The organism is Chelatococcus sp. HY11 (genome assembly GCF_018398335.1).
Taxonomy (GTDB): Bacteria; Pseudomonadota; Alphaproteobacteria; order Rhizobiales; family Beijerinckiaceae; genus Chelatococcus.
In genome coordinates this window covers 3,709,388-3,726,692 of the sequence record NZ_JAHBRX010000001.1, presented here as the reverse complement: position 1 = coordinate 3,726,692, position 17,305 = coordinate 3,709,388, and the positions used below count along the sequence as shown (strand labels likewise).

Sequence of the window (17,305 nt, the reverse complement as noted above, 5' to 3'; positions counted from 1 at the left end):
CGGCATCCAGCTTTGCAGCCCGATGCACTATGCCGCCGCGCTTCGCTCGTCCTGAGCATAAAAGGCGCCACCGGTGCGGGCCATCTCCACGAGGAGATCACAGGGCACGAACCGCGGGCCGTGCACGGCGGCCAGACGCTCGCTCAAGCCCACGAAGGTCGCGGCGCCCATGCCATCGATGTAGGAGAGGGGTCCTCCCGTGAACGGTGCGAAGCCGAAGCCGAGGATGGCGCCGACATCACCCTCGCGCGGGTCGATCAGCACCTTTTCCTCGATGGCGCGCGCGGCCTCAAGCGCCTGGACCACAAGGAAGCGCTGCTTCAACACCGCGATGTCACTGGTGTCCGGGTTCTGCTGGACAGGCTGAAAGGCGCGCAATCCCACCCACAGGTGCTTCGGCTTGCCCTCCGGATAGTCATAGAAGCCCTTGCCGTTCTTGCGTCCGAGCCGGCTCTCCCCCTCCACGAGGGCAACGAGCAGAGCCTCCTGCGCCGGATCGACAGCATCATTTCCTACCTCCGCCTTTGTGGCCCGGAGGATGCGGAGCGCAAGATCGAGCGCGACCTCATCATTGAGGGCCAGCGGGCCCACCGGCATGCCGGCCTGCTTCGCCACATTCTCGATCATCGCCGGGGGTACGCCCTCCCCGAGCATGATATGCCCCTCGCGCACATAGGCGAGCACGCAGCGATTGGCGTAGAAGCCCCGGGCGTCGTTGACGACGATCGGCGTCTTCTTGAGAGCCCGCACGAAATCAAGCGCCACCGCGAGCGCGCGGTCGCCCGTTCCGTGCCCCCGGATAACCTCGACGAGAAGCATTTTCTCCACAGGCGAGAAAAAGTGGATGCCGACGAAGCGCTCGGGCCGGGTGACGGCGCGGGCCAGTCCGCTCACCGGCAACGTGGAGGTGTTGGTGGCGAGGATCGCGTCTTCCTTCAACACCGCATCTATGCGCCCAAGCACCTCAGCCTTGACCTTCGGGTCCTCAAACACCGCCTCGATGACGAGATCGCAAGTGGACAGGGCCGTGTAGTCCGGCGTCGCCGTGATGAGTTCGAGCAGACGATCCCGATCGGACGTCTTCGCCCGCCCCTTCATGATCTGGTCGGTCATGAGCTTGTGCGACAAGCTCTTGCCCTTGTCCGCCGTTTCCTGATCCCGGTCCACCAGCACGACCTTGATACCGGCGAGCGCCGTGACATAGGCGACGGCCGCTCCCATGAAGCCGGCACCGACGATGCCGACCGTCGCCGGCCGCGAAGGGGGGATTTCCTTTGGCCGCCGCGCGCCCTTGTCGAGCTCCTGCTTCGACAGGAACAGCGTGCGGATCATCGCGGTCGCCACGGGCGAGCGCAGGATGGAGGCAAAGTAGCGGCTCTCCACCCTCAGCGCCTGATCCATCGGCAGTTGCAGCCCCTCGTAGACCGCCTGCAGCAACGCGCGTCCCGCCGGATAATTGTCCTGGGTTTCCCGGCGATAGATCGCGTTAGCGGCGGGCCAGATCTGCATGCCGGTGGGCGAATAGACCTTGCCGGACGGCAGGCGGAAGCCTTGCTCGTCCCACGGCGCCACCGCCTTGCCGCCCTGGCGGATCCACGCCTTGGCCGTCTCCACGATCTGCTCGCGCGGCACCACCGCGCCCGCGATATTGAGCTTCTTCGCGGCAGCCGGCCGAAGCTGCTCACCGCGCGCCATCAGCTGGAGCGCGTCCGGCGTCGGCATCAGCCGCGGCAGACGCTGGCTGCCGCCGGCTCCGGGAAAGAGCCCAACCTTGATTTCCGGCAGCCCGACCCGCGTCGAATCGGCATCCGAAAGCACCCGGTAGTGGCAGGACAGCGCGAGTTCGAAGGCGCCACCGAGGCAAACACCATGGATCGCCACGGCGAAGGGCTTTCCGCAGGTCTCCAGCGCCCGGTAGAGTTGCGAAAGGCGCCGCGACTGCTCGAAGAACACGCGTGTCGCCTCGGCATCACCGCGCTCGGCCTTGAGCAGCGCGTAGCTGCGGCCGAGGTCCTGCAGCATGGAGAGGTCCGCGCCGCCCGAGAAGCTGTCCTTGCCGGAGGTGATGACACAGCCCTTGATCTCTGGGTCGGCGGCGACGCCGTCGATGATCAGGGTAAGCTCATCCATCACCTCGGTGGTGATGATGTTCATCGAGCGGTCGGGCATGTCCCAGGTGGCGAGCGCAATGCCGTCGGCGTCGATCTCGAAACGGAAGTTGACGAGATTCATGGTCGATCTCCCATCCGGCCGCGCCGGTCACATCCTCTCGATGACGGTGGCAGTACCCATGCCCGCGCCGATGCACAATGTGACGAGCGCCGTCGCGGCCTGACGCCGCTCCAGTTCGTCGAGCGCCGTGCCCAGGATCATCGCGCCTGTCGCCCCGAGCGGATGGCCCATGGCGATGGCGCCGCCATTCACGTTGACGATGGCGGGATCGAGGTCGAAGGCCTGAAGATAGCGGAGAACCACGGCCGCAAAAGCCTCGTTGACCTCGAACAGATCAATATCCGACATCGCCAGTCCGGACCGGTCGAGCAGCTTCCGCGTCACATCCACGGGCCCGGTCAGCATGAGGGCTGGATCGGAGCCGATATTGGCGAAGGCCCTGATGCGGGCCCGTGGCTTCAGCCCCATGGCCCGCCCGGCCGCGGCAGAACCGATGAGCACGGCGGCGGCGCCATCGACGACCCCGGAGGAATTGCCGGCGTGGTGCACATGGTCGATCGCCTCGACCTCGGGATGGGCCGCAATGCCGACCGCGTCGAAGCCGCCGAGCTCGCCCATCTGCGCGAAGGACGGCTTGAGCGTCGCCAGCCCCTCGACGGTCGTATCAGGACGCATATGCTCGTCACGATCGAGCAGGACGAGCCCGTTCACGTCTTTGACAGGCGCGATGGATCTGGAGAAGCGCCCCTCGCGCCAGGCGAGGGCGGCGCGGCGTTGGCTTTCCACCGCATAGCTGTCCACCGCTTCGCGGGAAAAGCCGTAGCGTGTCGCGATAAGATCCGCGGAAACGCCCTGCGGCATAAAATAGGACTTCACGGCAACCGCCGGATCGACGGGCCAGGCGCCTCCCGAGGCGCCGATACCCACACGGCTCATGGATTCGACACCACCGCCGATGGCGAGCTCGTGCTGGCCCGAAAGCACCTGCCCGGCCGCGATATTCACAGCATCGAGCCCGGAGGCGCAGAAGCGGTTGATCTGCATTCCGGGCACGTGGCTGCCGTAGTCCGCGAGGAATACCGCCGCCCGCGCGATGTCACCCCCCGCCTCGCCGACGGGATCGACACAGCCGAGGATGACATCATCGACGAGGCGCGTGTCGAGCCCGTTGCGTTCCTTGAGCGCGGACAGCGTGGCGGCCGCGAGAGCCACCGACTCGACTGTGTGCAACGCCCCGTCTGGCTTGCCGCGCCCGCGCGGCGTGCGGACGTGGTCATAGATGAAGGCATCGGGCATCTCGGATCTCCCTTGCGGCCGGCACCAAAGCTGGCCACCACGTTGCGGTCTGGCTCTCTCGCGGTCAGAACATCTCGGCCGGCAGCGTCATGACACCCTCGGCGCCGGCCGTGACACGGCTGAGCCTGAGTGCGGTCTCCGGCAGTATCCTCTCCATGAAGAACCGTGTCGTCGTCAGGCGTGTGTCGATCACCGCGACGGCACCGTCGTCATGGGCGTCGTGCGCATCGGCACGCTTGTCCGCGGCGGCCTTCGCGATCCTGAGCGACATGTAGCCGAGCGCCACGAGCCCGAAGAGATGCATGTAGTCGGTCGAGCCTGCGCCGGCATTGTCAGGTTTGCCGAGCGCGTTGCGCATGAACCACATGGAGGCTTCCTGCAGGTGGTCGAGCGCGGTCTTCATGCCCGCGACGTGAGGCTTGACCCCCTCATGCTCGGCATTGTCCTTGAGGAACCCGGACACTTCCGCGAAGAAGGCCAGCATCGCCCGACCCGCGTCGCGGGGCAGCTTGCGCCCGACCAGATCGATGGCCTGGATGCCGTTGGCGCCTTCATAAAGCATGGCGATGCGGGCATCGCGCACGAACTGCTCGACGCCGGTCTCGACGATATAGCCATGTCCGCCGAACATCTGCTGCGCCTTGACGGTGTTGTCGAAGCCGATGTCGGTGAGCACGCCCTTGATCACGGGCGTCAGGAGGCCGAGATGATCTTCCGCGGCCTGACGCTCGGCCTCATCTGTCGCCTGACGTGCAACATCGGCCTTGAGCGACGTCCACACCACCAGTGCCCGCGCGGCCGCGTTGAAGGCCTTGATGGACAACAGCGTGCGCCGGACATCGGGGTGGACGATGATGGGATCGGCCGCCTGCGCGGGAAAGGCCGCGCCGGTCAGCGCCCGCCCCTGCAGGCGGTCTCGCGCATAAGTCGCGGCGTTCTGGTAGGCCACCTCGGAGAGCGCGAGGCCCTGGATGCCGACGCCGAGCCGCGCCTCGTTCATCATCGTGAACATCGCGTTGAGGCCACGGTTTTCCTCGCCCAAGAGCCAGCCTGTCGCCCCGTCGTAGTTCATGACGCAGGTGGCATTGCCGTGAATGCCCATCTTCTCCTCGATCGAGCCGCAGCTCACCCGGTTCCGGGCGCCTTTCACCCCGCCGCTGGCCGCCAGGAATTTCGGCACGATGAACAGGCTGAGGCCCTTGGTGCCGACCGGCGCTCCCTCCACCCGGGCGAGAACGAGATGGACGATGTTGCTGGCGAGATCATGCTCGCCCGCGGAAATGAAAATCTTTGTGCCGGTGATGGCATAGGTGCCATCGCTCTTGCGCTCGGCCCGCGTGCGGATGAGACCGAGATCCGTGCCGCATTGCGGCTCGGTGAGGTTCATCGTGCCGGTCCAGGTTCCCGTCACCATCGGTGGCAGATAGAGCGCCTTCTGTTCCGCCGTGCCGTGTTGCAGAAGAGCCGCGATCGCGCCTTGCGTCAGCCCGGGATACATGGCGAGCGCCATGTTGGCCGAGGACGCGAATTCATTGACGATGGCCGCGAAGGTATAGGGCAGCCCCTGCCCCCCATAGTCCGGCGGCGTCGCGAGACCGACCCAGCCGCCCTTCACGAACTCTGCATAGGCCTCCCCGAACCCCTCCGGCGTGCGCACGAAACCATCGGCATCGCGATGGCAACCCTGCCGGTCGCCGATCGCATTGAGCGGGGCAAATCCTTCTTCGGTGATTCTGGCGGCTTCCGTCAGCACCGCCGATGCGAGATCCGGCGTGACGTCGGTGAAGGCATCGAGATGGCTGTAGTGATCAAGGGAAAACACGTCGTTGATCAGGAACAACACCTCGTCCAGGGGCGCCTTGTAGCTCGGCACGATATCGTCTCCTCCCGTCGGGACCTCCCGCTATCTGTTAGCTAGGAAGACTCACGACATTTGCCAATTTTGCGCGCACGAATGATGCATCCGCTTCCATTTTACGTGAAGCGGATACAGGCGGAAGACACCGCGTTGCGCAGATTGATCAGGAAAAATACGCCACATCAGGACGGTACAACCATTTGGTGCAAACATCCACTTGATTCGTTAACTGGTTGTTAACCGTAAATTGAAAAGAGTGAGCTTGCGAGGCAGACTTTCGATTCCGCCGCTTTTGTGGAGTCGCGGTGGCCCCAACTCAGAGAGATGTCTGCGAAAGCACGTGACCGCACGAGGACCATCGCGATCATGACTCAGAACGTTCCCTGGAGCGTCAAAGGGATCGATCCGCAAACCCGCGAGGCTGCGAAGGATGCGGCGCGCAAGGCCGGCATGACGCTGGGCGCGTGGCTGAACAGCATGATCGCGGAAACAACCCAGCCAGGCGGCGGCGGGCTCCATCGCTTTTCTTTCGACAGCGAATCGCAGGACGTCTTTGCGCATGCAGCCGACAGGCTCTCCCTGGAGACGGCGGCACTGAAGGCACGCGCCGCCGAGGCTTCCCGGAATGCACATGCCGCCCAGCATGGTCCGGCCGCCGCCCTCGAAAACCTGCTCGACAACGTCGCCCGGCGCCTCGACGCCATCGAGACACGTCTCGATACCCAGCATGCGGCGCAGCCGACGCTGTCGGCCGTCGAGAAGCTTGAACAACGTTTGGAGTACCTCACCGCGGCGATCGCGCCGTCCGGTGCAACTGCGGCGGAAGACATGTTGCGTACGCTCGAAACGCGATTGACTGACATCATCGTTCGGCTTGGGCCGGATGCAACCGCAGCGATCGCGCCCCGGCGCGAGGCGACAAGACATCTCCCCGACGGAATGAGCACCGGTGGCGGCCAGCAGGAGCCCACCGCCTCCGCCCACAAGGCTGCAAGCCTGCGCGGGACGACGCCGTTCCATGAACCCATCACCCGCCCTGGCGGCGTTGATTCGGATATCGATCGATTCGCGGCGACCATCGCCGAGATCCGCCGTCGGCAGGCCAGACTGTCTGAAGAAGGCGAGCAGGACATCGCCGACATGTCGGCGGATACGGAAGACGCCGATATGGACGAAACTGACAAGGCCCGGTCCACGCAGATCAGGGCCGGCTCCGCACACAGGTCGGCCACGCCAGCGAGCCAATCCGCGACGAGCGGGATCGCGGTTGACGTCGCGGAACGGCTCGAGGCCTTGACGGAGAAGATCGACGCACTGCTCGTGCCCGGCCGTTTCCCCGCGCTCGACGGCGTGATCGAGCGGCTCGACCGTATCGACGCTCACATCGAACATCCGAAGCTCTCCGGCGACTTCGGACGTGTCGAGCAGTTGCTCACCGTTGTCGCCGACCGGCTTGAATCGAACCAGGGCAAGGCACTCGATACCGACAGCCTCGATGCGCTCGAAACGCAGATCGGGCATCTCGCTCATCGCGTTGACGATGCGCTGCGCAGCAAGCTGACCGACGCTACCCTCGAGAAAAAGCTGGGTGAGCTCGAGACGATCATCGTCGGCCTTGTCGATCGCGTGCAGGGCTTGCAGCAGAAGGCCGTGGAGGCTGTCGAATTCGCGACACGCACCGCGGTCACGGACGCTCTCGGCGCCAAGATCTGGGATGGCTCGGATGACATGAGCGGCCTCAAGGCCGACATCGCCGACCTCAAGTCTGTTCACAGCGCCAGCAACGAGCGCACGCAGGACACGCTCAGTGCCGTGCATCAGACGCTGGAGCTGGTTGTGCAGCGTCTCGCGCTCATGGAATCCGAACGCAGTTTCGGCCGCAAGCCGGACCTTTCGCGCTCGCTCTTCGAGAAGCAGGTGTCACAGATCCTGGCGACTGATCGCGACGCCCCCTCTGCCGTCACATTGCCGCCCGCCACGGAACCGGCACGCCCGGCCGGCGAGGTGGCGTCGACGGACGTCAAATCAAGCTTCATCGCCGCCGCGCGCCGGGCCGCGCAGACGGCAACGGTGGAAATGGGCGGACCTGCGACCGCTTCCCAGGCCACCGTGGCCCCTGCCACTCCGAAGCAGCCGCTCCCCGCCTCTCCTGCCCCCGTCGTGGCACAAACCGAGGCCGATGCGGCTGCCGCTGCGGCCATCGTGCGCGGACGAGGTGAATCGCTGATCGAGCGCCTGCGCCACGGTTCCACACGCCGCCGCAAACTGGTCTTCGGCCTTGCCGCCCTGGTCATCGCTCTCGGCGCGGCGCAACTCATCGTATCGTACGGGCGCCTTTCGAAAGACGGCACGGCGCCCATCGCGCTCGGTGAACATAGCGCGGTGCCGTCGGAGCCTGCTCCCAATGCATCGAGCCTTGCTCAGGCCAAGCCTCACAACACCAATACTCAGCAGCCGGCTGCCCTGCCGCCGAGCACGCAGATGGCGGACGTCCCGGCGGCGAGCCCCGCTCAATCGGGCCAGCCGCTCGGACTGAAAGATTTCGTCAATCCCCTGGCGCAGCCATCGGCCAATCAAGCCGCCAACTCAGATGCCTCGGTGACCACCGGCTCCATCAAGCCGGTCCCAGAGGCGACCGTTGCCGATACCGGCAAGTCCGTCCAGGTCGGCACCGTGCCGATGGCGCCCCTGTTCCCCGCCCAAAGCCCCTTCACACCTGAAGCCGTGGCGCCCGAAACGGCAAAGCCGCGCGAGATAACCACCGTTCTGCCCAAGGACATGCTGGCGGGCATACCCGTCAACATCGGCCCGGATGCACTGCGGCAGGCCGCAGAGAAAGGCAACGCGTCGGCGGTCTATGAGCTGGCGTCGCGGTTGGCCGAGGGGCGCGGCATCCCGCGGGACATGAAGAGCGCCGCCCGGCTATTCGAGATCCAGGCGGAAGCAGGTTTCGCGCCGGCCCAGTATCGTATCGCCAACCATTATGAGAAGGGCTTCGGTGTCGATCGCGACCTTGCCAAGGCGCGTGAATGGTATCAGCGCGCCGCCGAGGCCGGCAACGCGAAAGCCATGCACAACCTGGCCGTTCTCTACGCAGAAGGCGTCAGTGGCAAGCCGGACTACCCGACGGCCGTGAAATGGTTCCGCAAGGCGGCTGAGCTCGGCATCCGCGACAGCCAGTTCAACCTGGCGATCCTCGCAGCGCGTGGCCTCGGGATGGATCCCGACCTCGTGCAATCCTACACTTGGTTCGCCGTTCTGGCTGATCACGGCGACGCGGACGCCGCCGAGAAACGCGACAGCGTCGGCGCTCGCCTGTCCCCCACCGATCTCACGCTGGCACGCGCGGCCGCCGAGCAATGGGTCGCGAAGACCCCGGACCCGGCCGTCAATAGTGTCGAAGTGGCCCCGGAATGGAACAGGCCTGCGCTTCCGAAGAACACGACCGGAGACGCAGGCGCGGCCGCCAAAGCGAAAACACGAGGTTGACCTTTCGTTCCGTGGGCGTAACCATCTGGTAAAACGCATATCCAAGGGGTGGACCGAGAATTCTCTAAGGACTATGCGCCGTAGTGTTGGACCGGCATCGTTCATGCGATGCCGGCGCTTTGTCGTATGTGCTGATCCTTTTGTGTAAGGCGCGTCGTGCAGATCTATCTTCCCATCGCCGATGTCTCGGTGAACTGGTTGCTGCTGCTGGCAATGGGCGGCGGCGTCGGCTTCATTTCAGGCCTCTTCGGCGTCGGCGGCGGCTTCGTGATGACGCCGCTGCTCATTTTCATCGGTATTCCCACCGCCATCGCGGTCGCCACCCAGGCCGCCCAGATCGCCGCGTCCTCGATGACCGGCTCCATCGGCTATTGGCGCCGACGCGCGGTGGACGTGAAGCTCGGCCTCGTTCTGGCTGCAGGCGGCCTCATCGGCACCGTGCTCGGCGTGTGGTTTTTCAATGTGATGCGGCGGCTTGGCCAGCTCGATGTCATCATCGCCATCGCCTATGTCGTGCTCTTCGGCGTGATCGGTGGGCTGATGCTCTTCGAGAGCCTGCGCGCCATGTGGCTCACTCGCAAGGGCATCAGACGGCCGCCGCGCCGGCCCGGCGAACACCCGTGGTATCTCGGCCTGCCGCTGAAGATGCGCTTTCACCAGTCCAAGCTCTACGGCAGCATCATACCGCTGGCGCTGCTCGCGCTCCTGATCGCCTTCATCGGCGCCGTCCTCGGCATCGGCGGCGGCTTCATCGCCGTTCCGGCCCTGATCTACCTGTTCCGCATCCCCGCCGCCGTCGTCGTGGGCACCTCACTGTTCCAGATCCTGCTCACGATGGTGGCGGCGACGATCATGCACGCCACCTCGAACCATTCGGTCGATCTGGTCCTGGCGCTGCTCCTCATCGTCGGCGGCGTCGTCGGCGCGCAATTCGGAGCGATCGTCGGACGCAACCTGCGCGGCGATGCCTTCCGCCTCATGCTCGCGATCCTCATCCTCGGCGTCGGCGTCCGCTTTGCGGGCGACATCATCCTGAAGCCCGACGAGACCTTTTCCATCGTGACGCTGGACAATTGATGAAACGGTGCGCGCTGGCCCTTCTCGCTTGTCTCGCCAGCATGGCGCCGGTGATGGCGGAGACGCTCGTCACCTCCCTGTCGACCTATCGCGTCGCCATCAACTCCAACTACACCGGCGCATCCCTCGTCCTGTTCGGCTCGATCGAGCGGGACGCGCGCACGACGACGCGCGCCGCGCCCTATGATCTGGTCGTCACGGTGCGCGGCCCCCGGCGCACGGCGCTGGTGCGCGAGAAGGAGCCGCTCGGCCCGCTCTGGATCACCCGTGGGCAGCGCCGTTTCGTCGACCAACCGGTTTATCTCGCCGTCGTGAGCTCGCGCGCGATCAACGACATCGCGGGAGAGCCCGTGCGAGAACGGCTGAAGCTGGGGCTTCAAGCGGAGTTCGCATCGCCTCTTCCCGGCGCGAACATCATGGGCGAGGACTTCATCGACGCCTTCATCCGTCTGCGCCGCCAGCAGAACCTCTTCCAGGAAGATCCCGAGGGCGTCGTCTTCCTGACGCAGAACCTGTTTCGTGCGAAGATCGAACTGCCCGCGATCGCACCGACGGGCCTCTATGAGGTCGAGACTGTCCTTTTGTCCGACGGTATCGCGCTCTCGCGGCAATCCACGAATTTCGAAGTTGAGAAAACGGGCTTTGAACAGGCGACCGTCGTTCTCGCCCGCGACTATGGGTTCGTCTACGGTCTCATCGCCGCCGCGAGCGCGCTCTTCCTGGGCTGGCTCGCCACGGTCGTCTTCCGTCGCGAGTGACGATCTTCGGCATCGCTCTCGTCCGGAGACCGGCATCCACCTTTCGGCGTGATGGTCTCAATCCGGCAGCAGCTGCGGCGAAGCGATGGCGAAGGTGCGGCGCCCGAGCACATGGGCCGTCATCCCTTTCGGAAAGAGCGGCGCGAAGACCTCATCACGCACATTCAGCCCGCCCGCATAGGCGCCGAAGGCCGGCAGGACGCAGCGCCCGGGCCCCAAGGCAAAGCAGCGACGGCGGACGACCTGGCCACGCGATGCCACTTTCGCGACGGGATGGAGGTGGCCGGCAAGCTCGAACGCCGCGCGGCAATCCGGGGCGCTGCCGGGAATATGCCGCAAGGCCATTCCGCCGGCGGACATCTCCGTGACCACGTCGCCGCCGACCCCGACCGGTGGTGAGGGATCATGATTTCCAGTAATCCAGATCCACTGGCGGCCACGCTGCAACGCCGCGAGCCGTTCACGGTCGCCTGCATCGAGCCTTCCGCCTCCGCCGTCGTCGTGGAAGCTGTCGCCAAGGGCGACAACGATGCGCGGCGCATGCGAGTCGATGACCGCCGCCAGCCGCTCCAGCGTCGCCCGGGTGTCGTAAGGCGGCAGGAAGATGCGGCGCCGCGCATACGAGGAGCCCTTCTCGAGGTGCAAATCCGCCACCACGAGCATGCGCTCCTCACGCAGGAGGAGCGCCCCACTCGGATCAGCCGTGGCGGTATGCTGGCCAAGCAACAGCGAGCCTGCGGCTTCCCGCCCGGCGACATCGACGTCATCTCTCGCCACCACCATGCTCAAATCAGCGTCTCGCCCATCCGTTGCGGCCGGAGATCACCCCCGAAGGTCATCCCCGAAGATCATCCCATGGCCTCCTCGATAAGACTCGCCTCGGCGTCCGCGAGGATCGTCTCGGAGGCTTCGCCGTAGACCAGCTCGCGGCCGATTTCCAGCATGACCGCGATCGAGAGCGGCGAAAGCCGCTCTAGCGGCTGATGCGTGATTCGGCCTTCGATGCGCCCCAGCATGCCGGCGAGGCGCGCGAGGTCAAGGAGGCCGGTGGCCGCGTCCGCCCGCGCCGCCCGCAGCAGCAGGTGCTGCGGCTCGTGCCGGCGCAGCACGTCATAGACGAGATCGGTCGACATGGTGACCTGACGCTGCGACTTCTCCTGCGCGGGAAAACGCCGCTCGATCAGGCCGGCGATGATGGCGCATTGCCGGAAGCTGCGTTTCATCAGCGCCGATTCGGCCAGCCATTCCTCCAGGTCGTCACCCAACATGTCCTGGCCGAAGAGACCATTGATCGACAGGCGGTCCGAGGCGATGGCCGCGTCGATATCCGACAGGCACCAGGCGGCGAGGCCATAGTCGTTGGCGACGAAGCCGAGCGGGTTGAGGCGCGCCCGTTCCAGCCGGCGCGTCAGCAGCATGCCGAGCGTCTGATGCGCCAACCGCCCCTCGAAGGGGTAGCAGACGAGAAAATGCCGCCCCGCGCGTGGAAAGGTCTCCACCAGGAGCCCCTCGCGGCCGGGCAGTCGCGACATCAGCCTCTGGCCCTCCAGCCAGTTCGCCACGGGGCTCGGCAAGCGATGCCAGTCCTCTGGCGTCGCCAGCATGGCGCGCACCCGATCCGCGAGAAAGGTCGAGAGCGGGAACTTGCCGCCCTCATAGGACGGGATCTTGGGGTCCGTGCCGGGCGCGGTACGCTGGGCGATCACCTCGTTTTCGACAATGGCGTCGAAGCGAAGCACTTCGCCTGCGAAGACGAAAGTATCGCCGGGCGACAGGCCCTCCGCGAAATACTCCTCGACCTCGCCAAGCACGCGCCCACCCCGCATCCAGCCCTGGGTAGGCTGGACGCCACGGCGCGGCTTGGAGACACGCACCTTGAGCATCGACGCCTCGACGATGGTGCCGACGTTCAGGCGATACTGCTGGGCGACGCGGGGATTGGCGACGCGCCACAGCCCGTCCCGCCCCCGGGCGATCTTGGCGAAGCGCTCGTAGCTCTTGAGCGCGTAGCCACCGGTCGCCACGAAAGCGACGGTCGCATCGAAATCGGGGCGGCTGAGGCCGGCATAAGGAGCGGCCTGCCGCACCTCGTCGTAGAGCGCGTCAGTCGCGAAGGGGGCGCCGCAGGCCATGCCGAGTATATGCTGGGCCAGTACGTCGAGCGCCCCGGTGCGCGCATCCGGCGTATCCTGCGCGGCCTCCGCCACGGCGTCGAGCGCCGCCCGGCATTCCAGCACCTCGAAGCGGTTCGAGGGCACGAGGACCGCCGCAGATGGCTCGTCGAGCCTGTGGTTGGCGCGGCCGATCCGCTGCATCAGACGGCTCGCCCCCTTCGGAGCGCCGACATTGATGACGAGATCGACGTCGCCCCAGTCGATGCCAAGATCGAGCGTCGAGGTGCAGACGACGGCCTTCAGCTGGCCCGCCGCCATCGCCTCCTCGACACGGCGGCGTTGGCCAACGTCGAGCGAGCCATGATGGAGCGCGATGGCGAGGTTGTCGTCGTTCATGTGCCAGAGTTCCTGGAACAGGAACTCCGCCTGCATCCGGGTGTTCACGAACACCAGGCTGAGCTTGTGGTCGCGGATCGCTGCATAGACCTCGCGCATGGCGTGGGCGGCGGTGTGGCCGGCGAGCGGCGGCGAGACCTTGGTCGCCAGGATACCGATCTCGGGTTGCGCGCCACCCCTGACCACGACGATGTCGGCCGCTTCCCGCCCCGGCAGGTAGCGGGCGAGCACCTCCGGCTCCCGCACCGTGGCGGACAGGCCGACCGCGGTCAGGTCCGGCGCGAGCCGGCCAAGCCGCGCAAGACCAAGCGACAGCAGGTCGCCGCGCTTGGAGGTGACGAGCGCGTGCAATTCATCGAGCACCACGCGCTTCAGGCCAGAGAAAAACGCCTCGGATTCCCGGTGGGCAAGAAGAAGCGCCAGTTGCTCCGGCGTCGTCAGGAGAATGTCCGGTGGCCGCTCGATCTGGCGCGCGCGCTTGTGGGCGGGAGTGTCACCCGTGCGTGTCTCGATCCTGACCGGCAGCCCCATCTCGCGCGCGGGGGTTTCCAGGTTGCGGGCGATGTCGACGGCAAGCGCCTTCAAGGGCGAGATGTAGAGCGTGTGGATGCCGCGGGAGACATCAGGATGCGTGCCGCGCGCGGTGAGTTCGACCAGGCTCGGCAGAAAGCCGGCGAGCGTCTTGCCGGCGCCCGTCGGCGCGACGAGCAGCGCCGAGCGGCCGGCCTCGGCCTTGGCCAGAAGTTCGAGCTGATGGACGCGCGGTGTCCAGCCTCGCGCGGCGAACCAGCCGGCAAAAGGCTCCGGCAAAGGGAATATGGGCGGCGCATCGGGCACGGACCCAATCTAGTGCATTGCGCCGAAAAGTGTACGCGGATTTGGAGAAGCATCTTCATCCCGTCGGGACTAGCGCGGCTCTCCCTCTCCCCGGGCGGGGAGAGGGCTGGGGTGAGGGGGCGATCGTTGACAGCAGGGCGTCCCCTCACCCGCGCCTGCGGCGCGACCTCTCCCCGCTGGGGCGAGGTGAAGGGCAGCAGTTCCCTCATGTCATTCCCGGTGGCGCGAGCGCCGGGAAGGGAAGCCATTGCTGTCGTTCCAAAGCGCCTCGCGCGCCACTCACGGGACGATGAACCGGCCCCCCTGTGCATGGCCATATAAAGACTTATCTTTCAGGGAGCATGCGCCCAACCGACATTCTCACCCTCACGCCCGCCGGGCTTTACTGCCCACCCGGCGATTTCCACATCGATCCGCTGCGGCCAGTGCCCCGCGCCTTGATCACCCATGGCCATTCCGACCATGCACGGCCGGGCCATGGCGCTGTCCTCGCGACGTCGGAAACGCTCGCCATCATGGCAGTCAGATGCGGCGAGGGCTTCTGTGCCACGCAACAGACGGCCGTTCTCGGCGAATCCATGCGCCTCGGCGACGTGACGGTCACCTTCTACCCGGCCGGCCATGTGCTCGGCTCCGCTCAGATCCTCATCGAGGCCGGTGGGTGCCGCATCGTCAATTCCGGCGATTACAAGCGCGAGCCGGACCCGACCTGCATCCCCTTTCAGCCGATCGCCTGCGATGTCTTCATCACCGAGGCGACCTTCGGGTTGCCCGTGTTCCGCCATCCGCCGGCACGTGACGAGGTGGCGAAACTCATCGCTTCGGTCGCCCTGTTTCCGGAGCGCAGCCATCTCGTCGGCGCCTATTCGCTGGGCAAAGCGCAACGGCTCGTCGCCCTTCTGCGCGAAGCGGGACATGACGCGCCCATCTATATCCACGGCGCCATGGAACGGCTGATGGCCCTCTACGAGACACTGGGCGTGCCGCTCGGTGATATCCGCAAGGTGCCGACAGGCAAGGAGGCGGGCCGCAGCACATTCGCGGGGTCGATCATCCTCTGTCCGCCGAGCGCGACGCAGGAAATATGGTCGCGTCGCTTCGCCGATCCGGTCACCGCCTTCGCCTCGGGCTGGATGCGGGTGCGGGCGCGGGCGCGCCAGCGCGGCGTCGAATTACCCCTGGTCGTCTCCGACCATGCCGACTGGGAGGACCTCTGCACCACGATCTGCGAGACGGGCGCTTCCGAGATCTGGGTGACACACGGCGAGGCCGACGCCCTCGTCCACTGGTGCACGGGCCGTGGTCTCAAGGCCAAGCCCCTGCATATGCTGGGCTATGGCGACGACGAGGAGGCGGCCGCGGCCGAGAGCGAGGCGCCGGTGGCGAGCCAGGCGGCAGCGGAGAGCGAAACGCCATGAACCGCTTCGCCGAGCTGCTTGACCGCCTCTCCTATGAGCCGCGCCGCAATGCCAAGCTCAGGCTGATGAGCGCGTATTTTCGCGAGACGCCCGATCCCGAACGCGGCTTCGCGCTCGCGGCGCTGACCGGCGCGCTCTCCTTTGCCAACGCAAAGCCCGGCGTTATTCGTGCCTTGATCGCCGAGCGCACCGACCCCGTGCTGTTCGCCCTGTCCTACGACTATGTCGGGGATCTTTCGGAAACCGTCGCGCTGATGTGGCCCGGCCCTCCGCCGGGTGATCGCCCAGATCCCTCCCCTTCAGGAGAGAGTGGATCCGCGCGAAGCGCGGAGACGGGAGAGGGCGCCCCACCCCCTCCGCTGCGCGGAGGACCCTCCCCTGAAGGGGAGGGATCTTCGAGCCTTCCCACGCGGGGCCACAATCATCCGCCGGCGCCCACGCTGACCGAAGTCGTCGAGGCCTTCACGGCAACGCTGAAGCCCGATCTGCCTCACCTCGTCGCCGGCTGGCTCGACGGCCTTGACGAGACCGGGCGCTGGGCGCTGCTCAAGCTCATCACCGGCGGCTTGCGCGTCGGCGTGTCCGCGCGGCTCGCCAAGACGGCCGTCGCGGAACTCGGAGGTCTCGATCCGGACGCCATCGAGGAGATCTGGCACGGGCTGGAGGCGCCCTACGAGCCCTTGTTCGCCTGGGTGGAGGGACGTGGCGATAAGCCGGAAGGCGTGTCGGCGGTTCCCTTTCGCCCGCCGATGCTGGCGCATGCCCTCGAGGAAGTGGACATCGCCAAGCTCGATCCCGCCGATTTCTCCGCCGAGTGGAAATGGGACGGCATCCGCATCCAGGCCGTGGCGGGCAGCAGCCGGAGCCAACGCGAGGGGCGCCGCCAGGTGCGGCTCTATACACGCACGGGTGAGGATATTTCGGGAGGCTTTCCCGATCTCATCGAGGCGATCCTTCTCGATCCCGCCTTCGAGGGCGCCATCGATGGCGAACTGCTCATCATGCGGGGCGGGCTCGTTCAGAGCTTCAACGTGCTGCAGCAGCGGCTCAACCGCAAATCGGTCACGCCGAAGCTGATGGCGGAATATCCCGCGCATATCAGGGCCTATGACCTCCTGGCGCAAGCCGGCGAGGACCTGCGCGCCCTCCCCTTCAGGGAGAGACGCCAGCGGCTCGAGCGTTTCGTGGACAGCCTCGCCGGCACGCGCATCGATCTGTCGCCTCTCGTCGCGGCGGCCAACTGGGACGCCCTGGCCGCCGCGCGGACCGATCCGGCGTCCGCCGGCGGCGGGGCGGATGCCGCGGCCATCGAAGGCTTGATGCTGAAGCGCCATGACAGCACCTATGTCCCCGGCCGTCCCAAGGGGCCGTGGTTCAAGTGGAAACGCGACCCGCACACGGTCGATGCGGTGCTGATGTATGCCCAGCGCGGCCATGGCAAGCGCTCATCGCTGTATTCGGACTACACCTTCGGGGTGTGGCGCGGGCCGGAAGGCGAGGAAGAGCTGGTGCCGGTCGGCAAGGCGTATTTCGGCTTCACCGACGAGGAACTCGCCAGGCTCGACCGCTTCGTGCGGCAGTCCACGGTCAACCGGTTCGGGCCCGTCCGCGAGGTCGTGCATGCGCGCGACAGCGGTCTGGTCTTGGAGGTTGCCTTCGAAGGCCTGCAGTCGTCACCGCGGCATAAATCAGGCATCGCCATGCGCTTTCCGCGCATAAGCCGCATCCGATGGGACAAGCCGCCACGGGAGGCGGACCGAATCGAATTCCTTGAAGCCTTGCTCGAAGGCAAAGATTAGGGCAAGGACACTGTCCTATCTGATCAAGGATCGCCAAATTATCCCAATTTTCTGGTTTTTTTAGAGTAACTCTTGCGCCGCGGGGCGCAAC

General features: G+C 66.1%; 10 protein-coding genes. 5 read left to right on the top strand and 5 right to left on the bottom strand.

From position 1 onward, the window contains the following. Positions 1-27: 27 nt before the first annotated feature. The 3 genes from KIO74_RS16960 to KIO74_RS16950 form a co-directional block, all read right to left on the bottom strand. Positions 28-2,232: a 3-hydroxyacyl-CoA dehydrogenase NAD-binding domain-containing protein gene (locus tag KIO74_RS16960; RefSeq protein WP_213332972.1), complete on the bottom strand. Its 2,205-nt coding sequence runs from the start codon at positions 2,230-2,232 to the stop codon at positions 28-30. Between the two features lie 27 nt (positions 2,233-2,259). Then, the gene (locus KIO74_RS16955) at positions 2,260-3,468 is read right to left on the bottom strand and encodes an acetyl-CoA C-acetyltransferase (protein ID WP_213332971.1); all 1,209 of its coding nucleotides are present in this window, start codon (positions 3,466-3,468) and stop codon (positions 2,260-2,262) included. Positions 3,469-3,532: 64 nt separating this feature from the next. Then, positions 3,533-5,341, bottom strand: coding sequence for an acyl-CoA dehydrogenase C-terminal domain-containing protein (locus KIO74_RS16950; protein WP_213332970.1), 1,809 nt, complete (start codon positions 5,339-5,341; stop codon positions 3,533-3,535). A gap of 351 nt (positions 5,342-5,692) precedes the next feature. Between KIO74_RS16950 and KIO74_RS16945 the strand changes: the two genes are divergently transcribed. The 3 genes from KIO74_RS16945 to KIO74_RS16935 all read left to right on the top strand — a co-directional run bounded on the left by KIO74_RS16945 (position 5,693) and on the right by KIO74_RS16935 (position 10,650). Then, positions 5,693-8,815: an SEL1-like repeat protein gene (locus tag KIO74_RS16945; RefSeq protein ID WP_213332969.1), complete on the top strand. Its 3,123-nt coding sequence runs from the start codon at positions 5,693-5,695 to the stop codon at positions 8,813-8,815. Between the two features lie 156 nt (positions 8,816-8,971). Further along, positions 8,972-9,892: a sulfite exporter TauE/SafE family protein gene (locus KIO74_RS16940; RefSeq protein ID WP_213332968.1), complete on the top strand. Its 921-nt coding sequence runs from the start codon at positions 8,972-8,974 to the stop codon at positions 9,890-9,892. Beyond that, positions 9,892-10,650 carry a TIGR02186 family protein gene (locus tag KIO74_RS16935; protein WP_249731027.1) on the top strand — a complete coding sequence of 253 codons (759 nt, stop codon included), beginning with the start codon at positions 9,892-9,894 and terminating at the stop codon, positions 10,648-10,650. Before KIO74_RS16940 ends, KIO74_RS16935 begins: the two co-directional genes overlap by 1 nt. Before the next feature lie 57 nt (positions 10,651-10,707). Here the strand turns inward: KIO74_RS16935 and pdeM are convergent, their stop codons facing one another. Further along, entirely contained in the window at positions 10,708-11,433 is a 726-nt protein-coding gene (gene pdeM, locus KIO74_RS16930; RefSeq protein ID WP_213332967.1) for a ligase-associated DNA damage response endonuclease PdeM, read from the bottom strand. 65 nt (positions 11,434-11,498) lie between these two features. Further along, complete coding sequence (locus KIO74_RS16925; RefSeq protein ID WP_213332966.1) at positions 11,499-13,997, bottom strand: ligase-associated DNA damage response DEXH box helicase; 2,499 nt, start codon at positions 13,995-13,997, stop codon at positions 11,499-11,501. Positions 13,998-14,338: 341 nt separating this feature from the next. On the opposite strand from KIO74_RS16925, the gene KIO74_RS16920 reads away from it, so the two are divergent. Then, positions 14,339-15,415, top strand: coding sequence for a ligase-associated DNA damage response exonuclease (locus tag KIO74_RS16920; protein WP_213332965.1), 1,077 nt, complete (start codon positions 14,339-14,341; stop codon positions 15,413-15,415). After that, entirely contained in the window at positions 15,412-17,214 is a 1,803-nt protein-coding gene (locus KIO74_RS16915) for a cisplatin damage response ATP-dependent DNA ligase (RefSeq protein WP_213332964.1), read from the top strand. The genes KIO74_RS16920 and KIO74_RS16915 overlap by 4 nt, the downstream gene beginning before the upstream one ends. Positions 17,215-17,305 lie beyond the last annotated feature (91 nt).